General features: G+C 68.8%; 13 protein-coding genes. 12 read left to right on the forward strand and 1 reads right to left on the reverse strand.

Annotated elements, in window-relative coordinates; genetic code table 11:
- The first annotated feature begins 91 nt into the window (after positions 1-91).
- From O7631_RS18015 to O7631_RS18070, 12 genes are all read left to right on the forward strand, one after another.
- Positions 92-2,809, forward strand: coding sequence for a prenyltransferase/squalene oxidase repeat-containing protein (locus O7631_RS18015; protein WP_278145255.1), 2,718 nt, complete (start codon positions 92-94; stop codon positions 2,807-2,809).
- On the forward strand, positions 2,806-3,750 hold the full coding sequence (locus O7631_RS18020) for a hypothetical protein (protein WP_278145256.1): 945 nt from the start codon (positions 2,806-2,808) through the stop codon (positions 3,748-3,750). The genes O7631_RS18015 and O7631_RS18020 overlap by 4 nt, the downstream gene beginning before the upstream one ends.
- A 4-nt stretch (positions 3,751-3,754) precedes the next feature.
- On the forward strand, positions 3,755-4,933 hold the full coding sequence (locus tag O7631_RS18025; protein ID WP_278145257.1) for a CbiQ family ECF transporter T component: 1,179 nt from the start codon (positions 3,755-3,757) through the stop codon (positions 4,931-4,933).
- Positions 4,930-6,549 (forward strand): ABC transporter ATP-binding protein, encoded by a 1,620-nt coding sequence (locus O7631_RS18030; RefSeq protein WP_278145258.1) that lies wholly within the window; start codon positions 4,930-4,932, stop codon positions 6,547-6,549. Before O7631_RS18025 ends, O7631_RS18030 begins: the two co-directional genes overlap by 4 nt.
- The gene (locus O7631_RS18035) at positions 6,546-7,442 is read left to right on the forward strand and encodes an ECF transporter S component (RefSeq protein WP_278145259.1); all 897 of its coding nucleotides are present in this window, start codon (positions 6,546-6,548) and stop codon (positions 7,440-7,442) included. Before O7631_RS18030 ends, O7631_RS18035 begins: the two co-directional genes overlap by 4 nt.
- A 118-nt stretch (positions 7,443-7,560) precedes the next feature.
- Positions 7,561-8,583 carry an ABC transporter substrate-binding protein gene (locus O7631_RS18040; protein ID WP_278145260.1) on the forward strand — a complete coding sequence of 341 codons (1,023 nt, stop codon included), beginning with the start codon at positions 7,561-7,563 and terminating at the stop codon, positions 8,581-8,583.
- A complete protein-coding gene (locus O7631_RS18045; protein WP_278145261.1) occupies positions 8,570-9,622 on the forward strand; it encodes an iron ABC transporter permease in 1,053 nt (350 codons plus the stop codon). Before O7631_RS18040 ends, O7631_RS18045 begins: the two co-directional genes overlap by 14 nt.
- 5 nt (positions 9,623-9,627) lie before the next feature.
- Positions 9,628-10,695 carry an iron chelate uptake ABC transporter family permease subunit gene (locus O7631_RS18050; RefSeq protein WP_278145262.1) on the forward strand — a complete coding sequence of 356 codons (1,068 nt, stop codon included), beginning with the start codon at positions 9,628-9,630 and terminating at the stop codon, positions 10,693-10,695.
- Positions 10,692-11,465: an ABC transporter ATP-binding protein gene (locus O7631_RS18055; RefSeq protein ID WP_278145263.1), complete on the forward strand. Its 774-nt coding sequence runs from the start codon at positions 10,692-10,694 to the stop codon at positions 11,463-11,465. The genes O7631_RS18050 and O7631_RS18055 overlap by 4 nt, the downstream gene beginning before the upstream one ends.
- Positions 11,466-12,230: 765 nt before the next feature.
- The gene (locus tag O7631_RS18060) at positions 12,231-12,914 is read left to right on the forward strand and encodes a hypothetical protein (protein ID WP_278145264.1); all 684 of its coding nucleotides are present in this window, start codon (positions 12,231-12,233) and stop codon (positions 12,912-12,914) included.
- A complete protein-coding gene (locus tag O7631_RS18065; RefSeq protein ID WP_278145265.1) occupies positions 12,914-13,510 on the forward strand; it encodes a DUF416 family protein in 597 nt (198 codons plus the stop codon). The genes O7631_RS18060 and O7631_RS18065 overlap by 1 nt, the downstream gene beginning before the upstream one ends.
- A 1,304-nt stretch (positions 13,511-14,814) precedes the next feature.
- On the forward strand, positions 14,815-15,228 hold the full coding sequence (locus O7631_RS18070) for a hypothetical protein (RefSeq protein ID WP_278145266.1): 414 nt from the start codon (positions 14,815-14,817) through the stop codon (positions 15,226-15,228).
- 136 nt (positions 15,229-15,364) lie between these two features.
- On the opposite strand, the gene O7631_RS18075 is transcribed toward O7631_RS18070, so the two are convergent.
- Positions 15,365-16,120, reverse strand: a complete 756-nt coding sequence (locus O7631_RS18075) for an SUMF1/EgtB/PvdO family nonheme iron enzyme (RefSeq protein WP_278145267.1) — start codon at positions 16,118-16,120, stop codon at positions 15,365-15,367.
- Positions 16,121-16,737: the final 617 nt, after the last annotated feature.

The raw sequence follows: 16,737 nt of genomic DNA on the forward strand, positions 1-16,737 counted from the left end.
CGTCGAGGTACACGGCGCGGAGCCAGGTTCCGGGACTTTGTTCTCGGGGTCCGCGTCCGCGCCTGCGCCGCTAGCCCCCGAGAGAGTCGCCATGTCCCCACTGGTCAGTCGAACGTCGCGTGTTCCCGCGGCGTGGTTGGCGGCCGTCGCCGCAGCGGTGCTCGGCGCGGTGGCGCTGGTGGTGCCGACCCGTGCCGCGCTCGCCGATCCGCTGGAGTCCTGCACCCCGACCCAGGGCGCGATCGTCGCTGTCGACTTCGGCGCGTGGGGCGGGCCGCTGCTGCGCGGCTGCGACGCCAGCCCCACCACCGGCCTGGACCTGCTGCACGAGGCGGGTTTCACCACCACCGGCACCGACCACGACGGCCCCGGTTTCATCTGCCGGATCGGGTCGCCCGACTTCGCGTCCGGTGCCGAACACCCGACGCCGGCCGAGGAGGCGTGCCAGTTGACCCCGCCCGCGTCGGCCTACTGGTCCTACTGGATCGCCCCAGCCGGGCAGGACCACTGGACCTACAGCCCTCTCGGCGCCATGGCCCAGCGCCCCGGCCCGGGTGAGGTCGAAGCGTGGGTCTTCGGTGGCACCGACATCGGCGGCACCACCGGAGCGCCGAGCTTCACCCCCGCGTCGGTACGCGCGAGCGGCCCCACTCCGACCGCCACTGCGACTCCGACGGCGACCCCAACTTCGACGCCAGCGCCGACGCGCCCGACCGAGGCCCAGGTCAAGGCGGTGGCGAGTTACCTGGTCGGGCAGCTCACCGACGGCGACCACGTCGACATCGGGTTCGTCGACTACTACCGGACCATCGCGGTCGCCACCGCCCTGGCCGGGACCGGGGGCCAGGACCAGACCCTCAGCAAGGTCGTCGACTACCTGCGGGCGCACGTCGATGCCGCTATCTTCCCGAACGGTGGCACCGCCGCACCCCACATCGCCAACGTCGCCAACCTCGCGCTCCTGCTCACCATCACCGGCGGCGATCCGCGCGCGTTCGGCGACCGGGATCTGATCGCCACGCTCACCGATCGGGTGTGCACCGCGGCCGACGTCGACGCCGGCTGCGCCGTCGCCGGTGACTTCGTCGGATCGAGCGATCCCCTGACTCACGCGACCGCCCTGCTCGCGCTCAAGCGGGCCGGTGTCACCCTGCCGGCCGCGACCGTCACCCGACTGACCGAGCAGCAGTGCGCAACGGGAGCCTTCGCCGGCCAATGGCTCAGCCCCGCTGACGTCTGCGATCCGGACCTCGCAGCCACGACGCTGGCCGTCCTGGCGTTGCACACGCTCGGCGGGCACGACGCGGCGCTGAGTTCGGCCAAGACGTTCCTGGCCGCTGCGCAGGAGCCCGACGGTGGTTACCAGCCGTGGACCGGAGCGGGCTACAGCGAGACCTACCCCACCGGGCACGCCGCGCAGGCCCTCGCCGTCCTCGGCCTTGCCGACCGGGCCGCCGCCGCCACCGGCCTGCTGGTCAGCCGGATCGTTCCCGGCGGTGGGCTCAGCCCCGACCCGAGCAACCCGGACGCTGACCTGCCCGCGACCGCCGCTGCGGCGCTCGCGCTGGCCGGCAAGAACCTCGCCACCCTGGGTGAGGTGCCGCCGCCGGCCGGGCCGCGGCCCGATCTGGTCAAGGGGGTGTCCTACCTCGTCGCGCCGACCAATCTAATCGACGGCCGGTACTACGAGTCGTTCCCCGGCTTCCCCGACTTCGGGTTGAGCATCGACGGTGCCTACGCCTTGGCCGCCACCGGCGGGGACGACGCCAAGCTGCGGGCGATCGTCGAGTTTCTCCGCGGCGGCGGCGCGGTCGGCGACAGCGGATTCACCGTCGACACGTGGCTCGGAATCGGCACCGACTACGCCGTCGGCGGCGCGATCGGCAAGGTGGCGTTGCTGGCCCAGGTCACCGGCTACGACCCACGGTCGTTCGGTGGACACGACCTGATCGCCGCGCTGGGTGACGTGACCTGCACCAAGGTTGACGCATCGACCGGCTGTGCCGGGGCCGGCAACTATCGGTACGCCACCTCGGTCTTCGGCCAGTCGCTGGGCATCATCGCGCAGCTCCGCGCGGGACAGGGCGAGGCCGCCGCCAAGCCGGTCGAGTTCCTCAGGGGACTGCAACGCGCCGACGGGTCGTTCCCCAGCCTCATCCCGGCGGCGGACATCGACCGGGACGTCGACAGCACCGCGATGGCCGCGATGGCCCTGGCCGCGCTAACTGACAACCCGGCGGCGGTCACCGCCGTCGACAAGGCGCTGGCCTGGATCGCCTCGACGCAGAAGGAGCACGGCGGGTTCCCCGGCGCGGCCGGCGACTCCACCAACTCCACCGCCCTCGCCATCCAGGGCCTCACCCTGCGTGGCAGCAGCTACGCCGCTCAGGTCGACAAGGCGCTGGCGTTCCTGGCGGCCCAGCAGAACGACGACGGCGGGTTCACCGTCGCGGCCGGTGGTCAGGCGGGATCGGACGTCCGCGCCTCCACCCAGGTCGTCGGTGGTGCCACCGGCATCTCGTTCGCCGCCCTGACCCGAGACGTACACGAACTGCCGGGTCCGGACCCGTCCGGCTCGCCCACGCCCACGCCCACGCCGAGCGGCAGCCAGTCGGCCTCGCCGCCGGCGACACCCGGTGCGACCCCGTCGGCGACGGGCCCCGGCGGGCACTCGTGGGGCAATCTGCCCCGCACCGGTGTGTCCATCGTGACCATCGCCCTGCTGGCGCTGGTGCTCGTCGTCGGCGGCGTCCTGCTGCTGGTCGCCGCCCGTCGCCGCGCGGTGTCCGACGCCGACGGTGGATCGTGACCGCCCGCCGGTGGCTCCGTTCGATCGCGGCCCTGACGATCATCGCCGCGCCGGTGGTGGCACCCACGCCGGCGCTGGCCGCGCCCCTGCCGATCGGGCAGTGCACCACGTCGTCCGGGGTGATCCTCGCCGTCGACTTCAGCAAGTGGGGCGGGCCGCTGCTGCGGTCCTGCGGCACCACCCCGACCACCGGTTACCAGCTACTCAACCAGGGTGGCTGGCGGACCACCGGAACCCAGCACGACGGCCCGGCGTTCATCTGCCGCATCGGCTACGCGGGTCACCAGGGCGGAACGCAGTACCCCACCCCGGCCGACGAGAAGTGCGCGCTCACCCCACCGGCCAGCGCGTACTGGTCGTACTGGCACGCCGACCCTGGGCAGAACAGCTGGGTCTACAGCCAGCTCGGCGCGATGAGCTACAAGCCTAAGCCCGGCAGCGTCGACCTGTGGATCTTCGGGGCGACCGACATCGGAGGCACCCAGGGGCGACCCACCCTCAGCCCGGACAGCGTCCGAGCCCGCAACAGCCAACCGGTGGGTGCTGCCACCACCGCTCCGGCTCCCGCCGCGCCCCCGCCCGTTGACGCGAATCCACCGGTCGCCGGAAACCCGCCGGGCGTGGGGAACCCACCGGCGGCGGGTGCTCCCGGAGTTGGTAACCCGCCACCCGGCCTGCCGCCGGTGGGCGCGTCGCCCCCGGTGGGTGCCGCGTCGAGTCCGGCCGTCGGGTCGACGTCCCCCGTAGCCGAGGGAGTCGGGTTGCCCTCCGGGTCGTCCAGCCCCACCTCCACCGGACCACTCGTCCTCGACGCGGTACCCACCGCGACGGCTGCCCGCCAGGACACCGGCTCGGCCCTGCCGGCGTTGATCACAGTCGGTCTGCTGGGCCTGCTCGCCCTTGTCGGCGCTGTCGTCGGCTGGCGGCGTCGCCGCGCCTGATCCGATGCCCACGATCAGTACCGGCCTCGTCCACCGCCTCGCGGTGGCCCGGCTGCCTCGCCCCCTGCACCCGATGGCCTGGTGGCTGTGGGCGCTCGCGCTGGCCACCGCCGCCAGTCGCACCAGTAACCCGTTGCTGCTGGCGCTCATCTTCGCGGTGCTCGGGTTCGTCGTCACCGTCCGCCGCACCGACGCCCCCTGGGCGCGGGCGTTCCGCTACTACCTCTACCTCGCGCTGATCATCATCGCGATCCGGGTGGTGTTCCGGACGGTCTTCGCCTCCGGCATCACCCCCGACGACCACATCCTCTTCCGACTGCCGCACCTGCCCACACCCGACTGGTACGCGGGCATCCAGATCGGCGGCCCGGTGTCGCTGGAGGCGACCCTGTCCGCCGCCGTCGACGGGCTCCGGCTGGCCTGCCTGCTGTGCTGCATCGGCGCCGCCAACAGCCTCGCCAACCCCAAACGCGCGCTGCGGGTCCTCCCCGGGGCGTTGTACGAGCTGGGTGTCGCCGTCACCGTCTCGCTGAGCGTCGCCCCGCAACTGGTGGAGAGCGTCCAGCGGGTCGCCCGCGCTCGTCGGCTACGCGCCGGACGGGCCAAGGGGTTCGGGGCCGTGCGTGCCATCGTGATGCCGGTCCTGCACGACGCGTTGGACCGTTCGCTGCGGTTGGCCGCCGCCATGGACTCGCGGGGCTACGGCCGGGTCGGCACCGCCACACCGGGCTCACGGCGGCTCACCGGCGTTCTCATGCTGACCGGCATGGCCGGTCTGTGCGTCGGCGCGTACGGCCTGCTCGACCCGGGTGTGCCCCGTCCGGTAGGGCTCGGGGGCCTCGGCGGTGGTGTGCTGCTCTGCGTCGCCGGGATCGCGCTCGGTGGTCGTCGGGTGTCGCGCAGCCGCTACCGGCCCGACCCGTGGCAGTGGCCCGAGTGGACGGTCGCTGGCTGCGGTGTCGTCACCGCTGTCGTGCTCGGTGTCGGCACCGGCTACGACCCCGCCGCGCTCAACCCGAGCCTCTATCCGTTGCACTGGCCCAGCCTGCCCGCACTACCGGCCGCGGCGATCCTCGTCGCCGCTCTCGCGGCGGTCGCCGCGCCCACACCGCCGCGCCAGCTGCGACCCGAGCCCGCCACCGTACGACGCCGCGCCACCGACACCGCAGGAGCACCGTCGTGATCCGCTTCGAGCGCGTCAGCGTCACCTACGACGACGCGCGCCGTCCGACCCTGCGCGACGTCGACCTCAGCGTCGACGAGGGAGAGTTGTGCCTGGTCGTCGGACACACCGGGGCGGGAAAGTCGACACTGCTCGGGGCGATCAACGGCCTCGTTCCGCACTTCACCGGCGGCACCATGCAGGGCAGCGTCCGCGTCGCCGGACGGGACACCGCCCACCACCCGCCCCGCGAGTTCGCCGACCTGGTCGGTGTCGTCGGGCAGGACCCGGTCGCCGGGTTCGTCACCGACACCGTCGAGGAGGAATTGGCGTACGGGATGGAGCAACTCGCCCTCGATCCGGCGGTCATGCGGACCCGGGTGGAGGAGACCCTCGACCTGCTCGGCCTCGCCGACCTGCGCCACCGGGGCCTGCACCAACTGTCCGGCGGTCAGCAGCAGCGGGTAGCCATCGGCGCCGCGCTGACCGCCCACCCACGGGTGCTCGTCCTCGACGAGCCCACCTCCGCGCTCGACCCGACCGGCGCCGACGACGTCCTCGCCACCATCACCCGGCTGGTCCACGACCTCGGCGTCACAGTCGTCCTGGCCGAGCACCGTCTCGAACGCGTCCTGCCGTACGCCGACCGGCTCATCCACGTCGCCCGCGACGGCACCGTCCGTCACGGTGAGCCGGCCGTCCTCATCGCCGACGCCACCGTCGCGCCGCCGGTGGTCGACCTCGGGCGGCTGGCCGGGTGGTCACCGCTGCCACTGTCGGTACGCGACGCCCGCCGGCACGCGACGACCCTGCGCGACCGGTTGCCGACCACGCCGCCGCAACCACACCGCCGCTCCCACGCCGACGCGCGCAAGGCGCTCACGGCCACCGGCGTGGTCGTTCGCCACGGACCGGTCGTCGCCGTTCGCGGGGTCGACCTCAGCCTGGTACGCGGTGAGATCACCGCGTTGATGGGGCGCAACGGCTCCGGCAAGTCGTCGCTGCTCTGGGCTCTGCAAGGCTCGGGCCGCCGGGACGGCGGCAGCATCGCCGTGCGGGACATCGACCCGGGGCGGGTCGGCGCGAGCGAGGCCCGCCGACTCGTCGGCCTCGTCCCGCAGACCGCCACCGACCTGCTGTACCTGGATACCGTCGACGCCGAACTCGACCAGGCCGACCGCGACGGCGCCGAACCGGGCACCGCCCGGCGTCTCCTCGACGCCATCGCCGCCGGCATCGACGGCGACAGCCACCCCCGGGACCTGTCCGCCGGGCAACAACTCGCCTTGGTCCTGGCCATCCAACTCGCCGTCACCCCCGGCGTGCTGCTCCTCGACGAACCCACCCGAGGCCTGGACTACCACGCCAAGGCTGCACTGACCCGTACCCTCGACGACCTCGCCGGGCAGGGCCGCGCCGTCGTCGTGGCCACCCACGACGTCGAGTTCGCCACCGCCACCGCCGACCGGGTCGTGGTCATGGCCGACGGTGAGGTCGTCGCCAACGGCCCGGTCCCGACCGTGCTCACCGCGTCACCCACGTTCGCACCGCAGGTCGCGAAGATCCTCGCGCCGCTGCCCTACCTGACGGTCGGGCAGGTCGCCGCCGCCCTCGACAATCCGGAGGTACGCGCGTGAGCACGCTGACCGTCGCCGTCCGCGTGCCCGGCCGTGCCGTGCTCGCGATCACCATGGCGTCGTTCCTCGGCTTCGTCGCGTTCCTCTGGCCGTTCGTCGTCGCACCGGGCACCTTCGGCTCCACCCAGACCCCGCCGCTGATGTTCGGAGTGCTGCTGCTCCTCGTCCTCGCCGTCATCTTCGCCGAGATGGCCGACGGCAGGATCGACGCGAAGGCCCTCGCCATGCTAGGCGTGCTGTCCGCGATCAACGCGGCCCTGCGACCGCTCGGCGCGGGCACGGCGGGCATCGAGACCGTCTTCTTCATCCTCGTCCTCGCCGGTCGGGTCTTCGGGCCCGGCTTCGGCTTCGCGCTCGGCTGCACCTCCCTGTTCGCCTCCGCCCTGCTCACCGGCGGAGTCGGACCCTGGATGCCCTACCAGATGTTCGGCTGCGCCTGGGTCGGCATGTTCGCCGGCCTGCTGCCCAGGCTCCGGGGACGGGCAGAGATCGCCCTGCTCGCCGCCTACGCCGCCGTCAGCGGGTACTTCTTCGGCTTCATGCTGAACCTGTCGTTCTGGCCGTTCTCCCTCGATCCAACCAGCTCGATCGCCTACCAACCGGGCCTGCCGATGCTGGACCAACTCCACCGATACCTGACCTTCTTCACCGTCACCTCACTGGGCTGGGACACCGGACGAGCGGTCACCACTGCTGTCCTCGTCACCCTCGCCGGGCCAGCGGTGCTGGGTGCGTTCCGGCGCGCGGCCCGCCGGGCGCACTTCCAAGCGGCCCCGAAGTTCGCCGCCGCCACCGTGTCAACCCCGAACCTCTCTCAACCAACCTCCGCTGGTCATGGACCTTCGACTCGATTGACGACATTGCGACGACAAGCGGGAGAAGGCGGCCCCTGACCTGGCTTGAGCTGGAGGTGGGGGGCACCCCGGCCTTGGCCTTGATTCGAAGGTTGGTTAGCCTAACCTAACCTTCGGGCCGGATGGCTCGTCTCTTCGAAAGATCGGGAACTTCACCATGAACTCATGGCGTCCGGTCCTGGCCGTGGTGGCGCTGAGCGCCGTGCTCGGTGGGCTTTCCGGTTGTGGCAGCGACACGGGCGCCGGTGACTCCGCCGCCGCTGCCACCGCGTCGGGCCCCTGGTCGTTCACCGACGGCTCGGGTCAGGTCGTCAAGGCGGACAAGAAGCCGAGCCGGATCATCGCGCACGCCGGCGAGGCGGCGGCGCTCATGTCCTTCGGCATCAAGCCGGTCGGCGTCTACGCCGACGAGTCGGTCAAGACCGATCCCAACCTGCGCAACCTCGACCTCACCGGGATCCAGATCCTCGGCGAGGAGTGGGGAAAGATCGACGTGGAGAAGGCCGCCGCCCTGCGTCCGGACCTGATCGTCGGCGACTGGTGGCCGGCCGAGAAGGCGCACAGCGGGATGGAGGAGGGCGTCGACGAGAAGAGCAAGAAGCTCGCCGAGCTGGCCCCCTTCGTCGGTGTCGCGCAGGGCAAGTCGATCGTCGCGCTGGCCGAGGGGTACGAGGATCTCGCCGAAAGCCTCGGGGCCGAGGTGAGTAGCCCGCAAATCGCGGCGAACAAGAAGCGCTTCGAGGAGGCCGTGGCCTCATTCAAGGCGGCCACGGCAGGCAAGCCGGACCTGACCGTCGCGGCGATGTCACCAGCGACCGACAAAGTCTACGTCGCGAACCCCGAGTACGCGCCCGAGCTGCTGGACCTGCAGACCTGGGGGCTTAAGGTGATCAACCCGGCCAGCCCGGACCCGGCCTTCCCGTACTGGGAGAACCTCAGCTGGGAGAACGCCGACAAGTACCAGCCGGACCTGATCCTGTGGGACGGCCGATCCTTCACGCCCACCGCCAACGCCGAGTGGAGCGCGAAGCAGCCCACCTGGTCCAAGATCAAGGCGGCCAAGGCCGGCGCCGTCGTCTCCTGGCCGGCGTTCTGGCTGCACACGTACGGGGACTTCGCCACCGAGCTGGACAAGCTGACCCAGGCGGTCAAGGCCGCTGATCCGAATGTCGGCAACTGACCAGGTCGGGACGCGCACCTCGACGGGAGGCGCGCGGCGGGCCTCTGCTCTCGGGCCGGGGCTCGCCGTCCTCTGTGCGGTCCTCGCCCTCGTCGGCTTCCTGAGCGTGACCATGGGATCGCGGTCGATCGGGCTCGCCGAGGTGCTGCACGCACTGGTGAGCTTCGACAGCGACGGACCGATCAGCAGCACCGTCACGCTGGAGATGCGCGTACCCCGCACTCTGCTCGGCATCCTGGTCGGCGCCGCGCTCGGGGTGGCCGGGGCGATCCTGCAGGGAGTCACCCGCAACCCCCTGGCGGACGCCGGAATCCTGGGCATCAACTCCGGCGCCGCCGCGTTCGTGGTCTTCGCCATCACGGTGCTCGGGGTACGCGGCGTCGGCGTCTACGTCTGGTTCGCCTTCGCCGGCGCGATCGCGGCGCTCGCCCTGGTGTACGCGATCGCCTCGCTCGGCCGCGAGGGCGCCACCCCGGTGAAACTCGCCCTCGCGGGCGCTGCGGTCACCGCCGGTCTGACCTCGGTGACCAGCGGCATCGTGATGACGAACGTCAACGCCCTCAACGAGCTGCGGTTCTGGCAGGTGGGGTCACTCGCCGGCCGGTACACCCCGATCCTCACCGGGGTCGCCCCGTTCCTGCTGATCGGCCTTGCCGCAGCACTGGGCTTCGGACGGGCCATCAACGGCCTCGCGCTCGGCGAGGACGTCGCGCGGGGCCTCGGCCAGAACGTGACCCGTACCCGCGCGGCCGCCTTCGCCGTTGTCGCGATTCTCGCCGGCGCCGCCACCGCGGCCTGCGGACCGATCGTCTTCGTCGGGCTCGTCGTGCCGCACCTGGCGCGGTTCATCTGCGGCCCCGACTACCGCTGGATCCTGCCGTACTCGATGCTCCTGGCACCCATCGTCCTGCTCCTCGCCGACGTGCTCGGCCGGCTGGCCGCCGCCCCCGACGAGGTTCAGGTCGGCGTGGTCCTCGGGCTTATCGGTGCGCCTGCGTTCATCGCCATCGTGCGCTACGGCCGGCTGTCGGAGGTGTGAGCACGATGACGACGACAACGAGCGACCTCCGCTCCGCTCCGTCCGGCACGGCGGCGGCGTTGCGCGCCGACCGGAGGCGTCGAACCGGCCGGTCCGTCGCGGTGACCTGCGCCCTAACCGGGCTGGCCGCCGCCCTGTTCGTGCTCACCATGACGGTGGGCAGCTTCCGCATCGGCGCCGCTGAGGTCATCGCCTCGGTCCTGCACCTGTCCGACAACCCCAGCGTCGACTTCGTCGTGCGTGGCCTGCGACTGCCGACCGCCGCCGCCGCCCTGACCGTCGGACTCGCCCTCGGCGCGTCCGGGACGATCTTCCAACAGTTGCTGCGCAACCCCCTCGCGTCGCCGGACTTCGTGGGGATCACCTCGGGGGCTGGGCTGGCAGCCGTCACCGGGATCGTGCTCCTGCAGGCCGGTGGGCTCGTCGTCAGCGGGCTCGCCCTCGGTGGCGCTGTCGCCGCCGCAGTGACGATGTACCTGCTGGCCTGGCGCGACGGCGTCAGCGGCTACCGGTTCATCCTCATCGGCATCGGGGTGGCCGTCTTCTTCGAGGGTCTGGTCGGATACGTGCTCAGCCGGGCACAGCTCTTCGAGGCCCGCCAGGCCATGCACTGGCTGGTCGGCTCGGTCGGCCAGGCCAGCACCACGGAGCTGTGGGCGCTCACCGGCGCCCTGATCGTCCTGCTGCCGGCCGCCACGCTGCTGCAACGGCCACTGAGCGCCCTCGCACTCGGTGACGACGCCGCCCGAATGCTGGGCGTCCGGGCCGAGCTCAGCCGAGCCGGCCTGCTCGGCACCGCCGTCGTGCTGGTAGCCCTGGCGGTGGCCGTGGCGGGCCCGATCGCCTTCGTCGCCCTAGTGGCCGGACCGATCGCCAACCGGCTCCTCGGCCCCGCAGCCCGGAGCGTCCTGCCCGCCGCCCTGGTCGGCGCCGTGCTGCTGCTCACCGCCGACCTCGTCGCCGTACACCTGCTGCCCACACCGTTGCCCACCGGCGTGGTGACCGGCGCGGTCGGTGCCCCCTACCTGCTGTGGCTGCTCGCCACCACCAACCGACAAGGAGCGGGTGGATGACCCGACTACGCGCCGAGGGCCTCACCCTCGGCTACGACGACCGGACCATCGTCGACAACCTCGACGTCGCCGTGCTCGACGGCAAGGTCACCGCGATCGTCGGCGCCAACGCCTGCGGCAAGTCCACTCTCCTGCGCGGCCTGGCCCGACTGTTGACACCGCGCGACGGCACCGTCCTGCTCGACGACAAACCCCTCGCCGACCTGCGCAACGTCGACGTGGCCAAGGTGCTCGGACTGCTCCCGCAGACTCCCGTCGCGCCCGACGGCATCACCGTCGCCGACCTCGTGGCCCGTGGTCGCTACCCCCACCAGGGATGGTTCCGACGGTTCAGCGGCGACGACCACGACGCCGTCGCCCGGGCCCTCGACGCCACCGGCACCGCGGACCTCATCGACCGCCCGATCCGGGAGTTGTCCGGTGGCCAACGCCAGCGGGTCTGGGTCGCCATGGCCCTGGCCCAGGACACCGACCTGCTGCTGCTCGACGAACCCACCACCTACCTGGACATCAACCACCAGGTCGAGCTGCTACGGCTGCTGCGAAAACTGAACGCAGAGTCCGGCAAGACCATCGTCATCGTCATGCACGACCTCAACCTCGCCTGCCGATACTGCGACCACCTCATCGCGATGTCCGGCGGCGCGATCGTCGCCGAGGGTGCGCCCGTCGACGTCGTCACCGGCGACCTCGTCGAGCAGGTCTTCGGTCTCAGCTGCCTCGTCGTACCCGACCCGATCGCCGGCACGCCGATGGTCGTCCCCGCCTGAGCGGGTCCATGTCTGCGGGGAAACGGTCGCACGGCCGTCCCCAGCACACGGACCGGGTCGGCAATCCCGAAGAGGTCAACGCCGCACCTAGATTTGCGCGAACTCAAGCGTTGCGCTGAGTGTCAAAGGCGGTGGGGCGACGGTTCGTGTCGGCCCACCGACACGAACCCCTTGCCTGCGGTAGGCGAGTCGCGACGGGTGGGCGCGCGCTGTTTCCTGGTGACGGCACGTCCCCAATGGTGGGGGAGCACGGCGCCGTAGGACCCAGCGCTGCCACGTCGCCGCCCCCCGTTTACCCCCCGAAAACCCCCGTCTACCGTTGACAATCAGTGACAACAAACGACCAGTGCTTGATCGTATCTGTGCAGCTCAACGCTAGTTCTCGACAATCAACGACAAGGTCGATTTCGTTACGGATGGTAACAAGGGGTTTTGACAAGCAATGACAAGCCTTGAACGAGGCTCGACATGAGGTTGTTGTGGGTTCAATTCCCTCGTTCTCCACGAGCACCTGGCTCCTAAAGTAGACGCTACGTCGTTTGTGGAGGTTTTTACGAACGAGCCGACTCGACGACTACATCGCAGCTGACCGCAGCACGCCTCGGTGGCCCCGGTGCCAGCCGGAGCCCAGAGCAATCTCTTGATGACGTTCAGAACCGTGCTGCAAGCGAAGGCACGCCCCAGAAGGTCACCTACCTGCACGTCAACGTCGATGACGACCTGACCGATGTCACCGTCCGCGACGGTGAGACCGGCACGACGTCAGTGCTGAAGACGACCGAGCATCACCCATTCTGGGACGCCACCGACGGGCGATGGGTAGACGCCGCGCAGTTGACGTCGGGACATCGACTGCTCGTCCACGACGACAAGCGGCTCGAGGGCGACAGCACCGGCGCCGGTATGGGCGGCGGCGGACCCGGACGCACCGTCACCGTCGTCCGGGTCACCAACGTCGACGGCAGCAAGACCATGCGCGACCTCACCGTCGACAACACCCACACGTACTATGTGCTGGCTGGCACAATCCCCGTCCTCGTCCACAACAACGATCCCGCATTCGCAGGGAGGGCTTGCGATGTTCCTCGCCTGGAACGTAGTGCTGAGCGGATCAATGGATCGCTCGATCCCATCGCTAGAACGCAGCGAGACACGGTTGTGATGAGTACCAATAATGGGCCAGACCTAGTGGCATCCGGCGTCCGTGACATTGACCCACGTCAGCGAGCTGCGATGGGTGGTTCCGAACTGGAAGCGCGGCTTCCTGGACGTCATGCTGAGGTAACCGCAAACGAGCGGGCGAAAAACCTTGGGCTGAGTCCGCGGGCGCTATCCAGTTATCCGCATGCAACCTGCCCAGCCTGTCGTCAGTACCTAGAAGAAGAAGGTTGTAGGATCCCGTCCGATGGGATGAGCGCTGTTATGCGTACCTTGGGAAAGGAGAACTGATGGTGGTCCCGGTGCGCTTCGATTCTCAGCGGCTACGCGGAAACCTTGTCAGCCTTGCCCCGTGGCAACGTGTCGCCTTTGCAGCTGGCTGCGTTGAGGTGCTGATACCTGCATACTTGAAATTCAGTGAGTTGGAGGAGGTCGGCGATCCTGTCCTGGTCCGGACCTCAGTTGACGCAGTCTGGTCGGGGTTACAGGGGGGCGACGTGAGCGGCGTCGCATCGGAGCTTCCTACGCCGGACTCGATGAAGGAACTGTTGCCGGCTGAAGAAGACTGGAATGAGGGGGCGCCGCAGGCGGAAGATGCCATTGCCTCGCTCGTCTACCTCTTGGAAATTTTGCGTGACGATAATGTTGACCTCGCTGTCTACGCAGCAGAGCGAGCGTATTCGGCCGCAGACGAGTTCGAAGCACGAGAACAGGATCTAGAGGTTCTTGGAAGGGATGATGGTGAGGCGCTGTTGCAGGCTTCGTCGATCCAAGCCGAACTGCGACGGCAGGCGGATGCCTTGGATGCCTTGCAAGATCCGGTGGCCGATCTCTCTATAGTTTCCGGTTTGCGGGCCGCTGCGATGCAAGTGCCTGTTGGGGTCTAACGGGGGCCAGCTAGATAGTCCGGCGAAGGTACAGATGAACGGCGTTTTTTGCCATGTCGAAGAGCTGGCGGTTGGTCCTAATGTGTGGACTTCTTTGTCCAAGTAAATTCAGGAAGGAGGGTGCCCTGCGACTCGGCGGTTGTCTCGCACAGCTCACCTAGATGCGTCGGCGGACGCTGGTGTTCGTGCCGGTTGCTGTCACTGCTGATGTCAGTGGCCGCAGGGATCCTGGTGGCCATTAGGAGGGGGGGCCTTACAATGCAGGTTAGTGATTTGGTTCGGAACTATTATGAATCTAAGTGGGGCTTGCCCGGCCGTGAAGCGCGTTTCAACGTCCTTGGTAACTCCATGGAGGTTTACAAGTGGCCAGAGGAGGCGACCGGCGAGGGCGCGACCGTCTACGCGACGAACGGGGCTAGTGTTACGCGGTCTGCCTCGTCTGGCGGGCGCCGGGTGGAGTTTTTCGTCGGCTTCAGTCCGGAGTTCGACGATATCGCTCCGTCCATGTCGCTTCTTGGTAGCTATCCGCAGTTCGGGGGCGACGTCTGGCCAGGGCAAACGGTGACCTTGGGCGAACCCCTGTGGCCCGGTGCGACAGTTTCCACATTCATGGTAGTCCCTCAGATAGAAGATCTCCTGACTCCGCTCGTCCTTCCAGATTCGACGCACGTGCACTTCTGTCAGGTTATTCCCATATCGGATTCCGAGCTCGAGTTGAAGCGTCTAAACGGCGCTATCTGGTTGCTCGGCGAGTTGAATGACAGAGGTATTCCGACATGGCGAAGTGGGCGTCGATATTTGTAGTCGCGGACTGTAAGCCGCACCAATTGATGGAGCGGCTTTCTTAAGAAGTCCTAGGTGCCTCCTGTGGTTGTCATTCCTCCAACCAAACGCCGTCGATCGTGGGCGCTCTCCGACCGACCGATGCGGTGGCAGCCAGCGGTGGCGCCAATCAAGGTGCTGGGGCGATGAGCTCAACTCCGGCGTCGCTGGCGCGGGCCACCTCGACGATACGGCCATTCACAAACGAAGGGTAGGTCATCTACCAAGACGACGGTTCGGCGGGCGTTCACACGGTGAGGATGGTTGCCGTCCCGATCGAGGGCAAATAGCATCGCTGGCGGCGGGCGTGGTCAGTCACGCCGGTGCTCGGTTGACCGCCGATCTCGCTGAGCCGACTGGTTTGACTAGCGCGTTCAGCCAAGCGTCGAGTTCCCTGCGCTGAAGGCAAATAAAAGATGTTGCGTCCATCACTTCGATCGATCCACATACCGGCCTTCGAGCGTCCTCTGGAGGCGATAGCCATGGATAGCGAGATCATTACCCGTGCCATCGTCATCTGGACCGGTTGGGGACGAACGCCGTGGCCCGACCGCAATGAGGCGTCGCTCGTGGCCGAGTTCGGACCTGTGCTCGCCCTCGGCGTCCTCGCAGAAGTCCGCCGACTTGAGGACGAGTTCTACTCGTCCGAAGCAAGCAAAGTCGCCCCTGACCTGACAGCGATGGGAGAGCAGGCTGCCGCCGAATTCCGTGAGACGCACCCCGAGATTGGGGAAGAGGCTGTGCAAGCCCTCGCCTGGAGTTACACGTTTGACTTCAAGTGGAGCGCGCCTCGCCGGCAAGCAGCCATCGGCCGTCAGCGCACTGATCTGCGACACGTCTTGCTGCGCCGTGCAGGGGGCACCCGAGCGGCACGACCCTCTCGTGAAGCTGTGTGAGCCGGATACGTCTTACTAAACCCCCGGCGGCGACAAGCGGGCTGTGCGAGCGGTGAGGCCAAAGGGCGGCGCCGCATCCCTACTCGGCGACCATCGAGCCTGCTTGCTGCTCGCGATAGGTCCTCTTCCACCAGCCTCAGTGGGGTGGCAGTGGTGCGGCCGGGCGTATGGCTGTGAAGTCGGCGTGTTCGTATCGGGTGGCGGAGAGTAGTAGCAGCCACTCGTCGCAGCCTTGCCATGGGTATAGGTCGGCGGCTCCGCCGCGTACGGTCCGGGGCCCGTCTCCGGTCCGCGGTCGCGCGTCTGACGGTGCGCCGTCGAAGCCGGGGATCCACACGTCGGCGCAGAGTTCGTTCGCCGAGCCCATTGCCGCCAGCCCGAACGCGTTCTCGCTGGCTGCCGTGCGCGTCTCGTCGCCGAAGTCGTCGAGAAGGTGGTCCTCGTCGGGTTTTCCGTCACCGTGAAAGGTCAGAGTGGTGGTGCCGGCCCGGGCTGCGTATTCCCACTGCGCCTCGCTGGGCAGGTCGAACGGCAACAACTCGAGCAGGTCGTCCAGGTCGCCTTCGAGCCGAGCCGTGCCGGTGTCCGCCTCGGCGTAGTCGTCGTCGTACTCGGGCAGCCAGGACCGGACCTGCGCCACGGTCAGCGGGTGCCGGGCGAGCAGGAACGATTCGACGTGCACCTCGCGGACCGGTTGTGCGTCCTTGGCGCTGGCAAGGAACGGGTCGATGGTGTCTTCGACATCGCCGCTGCGCTCGATGGCGCGTACCGCATCGAGCTCCGCATCGGACAGCCCCATCCGGAACACGCCGCCCGGAACCTCCCGGAACACGACTCCCGACGGGACGTGCCGCCACGCCGGTCGCCCGGCCACGATCTCCTCGATCCACACGGCGGCGAACGCTAGCAGCCAACCCGCCCGGTGGTCTCTCCCGATGCCCCGCAGCTTGCGCACAGATCAACTGGCTGTCAAAGCTTCAGGCCGAAAGCTGCCAGCGCCGCTGAGTGGGCCTGGCAGCGTCGCCCGGCGACCAACTGGCTGACGGACGCACACAACATCGAACCAACAACCCACCCTCGTTTACCCCCCGAAAACCCCGCCAAATCGTTGACGAAGAGTGACAAGAGACGATGGGCGCCTTGCTGTGTCTTCGCAGCTCAACGACCATCTTCGGCAAACAATGACAAGCTTGATCCGGTTACTGTTGGTAACAAGGGGTTTTGACAAGCAATGACAAGTCCCGAACGAGGCTCGACATGAGGCTGTCGTGGGTTTGAATCCCTCGTTGTTCTCGAGCGCTGGGTCCTGCTGCTGCTGGCTTGGACACTTTAGTTGCCAGCGACGGCCAGCCGCGCGTAGTCGGGTAGTCAGGTGAGTACTCAGCGCTGGCCGTTGGCGGGGTTGGCGGCGACCAGTTCGGCGCCGTGGGCGGTCCAGCGGTACAGGAGGATCTCGGTTCCGGCGAGACCGAGGAATTCCTCCCTTGGTCATTTTTCGGCATCACGAGA

Source organism: Micromonospora sp. WMMD967, from assembly GCF_029626165.1.
In the GTDB taxonomy this organism is placed as follows: Bacteria; Actinomycetota; Actinomycetes; order Mycobacteriales; family Micromonosporaceae; genus Micromonospora; species Micromonospora taraxaci.